This is a genomic window from Brevibacterium sp. LAARM3_SD1 (genome assembly GCF_057364765.1).
In genome coordinates, this window is record NZ_JBNFOL010000069.1 from 1 (window position 1) to 2233 (window position 2233).

Consider the following 2233-nt stretch of genomic DNA (forward strand, 5'->3'; position numbering starts at 1 on the left):
GGGCACGGCCCGAGCAACCTCGCGCGAGGTTCTGGCGCCCGTCAGGTAGTTTCGTGGAGTCAATTGAGGTGGGCGGCTCGTTGGGCGATGCGACCGCCGGCGAGAACCATCTCGACCTGACGCGGCGATAGACCATGGCGGAATTCGAACTTTCGTCCGGCCGCCTCGGCGGTGATCGTCGCCCCTTCACCGAGCTCATCGCGCAGACCGCGGAACTCAAGCATATCTCCCTCGGACAATGACTCGTAGTCGGCCTCGTTGGTGAACTCCAGGGCGAGGACGCCGAAGTTCGCGAGGTTCTGCCAATGGATCCGTGCCAGCGATTTCGCCACCACGACCCGCAGGCCGAGATAACGCGGAGCGATGACCGCATGCTCACGTGAGGACCCCTGACCGTAGTTCTCTCCACCGACGATCGCATGCCCGCCATCGTGCTCGGCGGCGCGGGTGGCATAGGTGTCATCGACCTGGATAAAGACGAACTCGGAGATCTTGGGAATGTTCGACCGATACGGCAGAACACGGGAGCCGGCGGGCATGATCTCGTCGGTGGAGACGTTGTCGCCGACCTTGAGCAGGATCTCCAGGTCGATGTCATCGGGCAGCGGCTCGAAGTTCGGCAGGGTCGAGATGTTCGCCCCCTTGACGAGTTCGACGCCTCGGGCTTCCTCCGGTTCCAGCGGCGGGACGAGCATCTTGCGGTTCGCGGAGTACTTCTCCGGAAGCCGCACCTGCGGGTAGTCCATGTCGAGGTCGCGAGGGTCGGTGATCTTCCCGGTCAGTGCGGCAGCAACCGCGGTCTCCGGCGAGCACAGCCACACGGAGTCCTCATCGGTGCCGGAACGGCCGGGGAAGTTCCGCGGCATGGTGCGCAGACTGTTGCGCCCGACCGCCGGGGCTTGCCCCATGCCGATGCAGCCCATACAGCCGGACTGATGGATCCTGGCACCGGACCCCACCAGCGAGGTCAGCCATCCGCCGGCGATGAGGTCGGCGAGGACCTCACGGGATGTGGGGTTGATGTCGAGCGAGATCTGCGGATGGATCTGTCGGCCAGCCAGCGTCTCTGAGACAACGGCGAAATCCCTCAGCCCCGGGTTCGCCGAGGAGCCGACGACGACCTGGAAGACGTCGTCACCGGCGACCTCGCGCACCGGAGTGACATTGCCCGGTGACGAAGGTGCGGCGATGAGCGGCTCGAGCTGCGAGAGGTCGATGCTGTCGGTGAGATCGTATTCGGCACCCTCGTCGGCTTCGAGGCGGGTGAAATCCTCGCCGCGGTCGACGGCTCCGAGGTAGTCACGGACAGCATCGTCGGCGGGGAAGACCGTGGCGGTGGCACCGAGTTCGGCGCCCATATTCGCAATCACGTGCCGGTCCATGGCCGTGAGGTTCTTCAGGCCGTCGCCGTGATATTCGATGATCTTTCCGACTCCGCCCTTGACCCCGTGGCGTCGCAGCATCTCGAGGATGACGTCCTTTGCCGAGACCCAGTCGGGCAAGGTGCCTGTGAGCTCGACGCCCATGATCTGCGGGGCGCTGATGAAGAGCGGCTCACCGGCCATGGCCATGGCGATCTCGAGACCGCCGACGCCGATGGCGAGCATTCCCAGTGCTCCGGCGGCGCAGGTGTGCGAGTCGGAGCCGATGAGAGTCGCCCCGGGCTTGCCGAACCGGGACTGGTGGACGGGATGGGAGACGCCGTTGCCGGCGGGGGAGAACCACAGTCCGAAGCGTGCCGCGGCCGAGCGGAGGAATTCGTGGTCCTCCGGGTTCTTCTCATCGGTCTGCAGCAGGTTGTGATCGACGTACTGCACGGACAGATCCGTGCGGATCCGGTCGAGTCCGAGGGCTTCGAGCTCGAGCATGACCAGGGTGCCCGTCGCATCCTGGGTGAGAGTCTGGTCGATCCGGATCCCGAGTTCGCTTCCGGGAGTGAGCTCCCCGGACTCCAGATGCGATCGGATGAGCTTCTGAGCAACGTTCTCAGCCATTGTCCGCCTCCTTCGGCAGTCGGGGACCACCGAAACCACACGGCTTCCGGTGGTCAACCCACGCTAGTCCTCCACTCGGGGGTTCTCAAGGGGTGTCGTCTCCCACGAGGAGTTTGCCGCGAGGCGTCTCCCACGACCGGGAATCCGAGTCTCAGGACTACCCGACGGCGGCCCAGCAACCTGGCGCGAGGTAGCTGGCTCGTCGGGTAGCAATTAGGGAGGGTCTGTTGCGATCGGCT

General features: G+C 65.2%; 1 protein-coding gene. It reads right to left on the reverse strand.

What is annotated here, in order from left to right; all coding sequences use genetic code 11:
* Positions 1-59: 59 nt before the first annotated feature.
* Entirely contained in the window at positions 60-1994 is a 1935-nt protein-coding gene (locus tag AC2W7L_RS18465) for an aconitate hydratase (RefSeq protein WP_486005632.1), read from the reverse strand.
* Between the last annotated feature and the right edge of the window lie 239 nt (positions 1995-2233).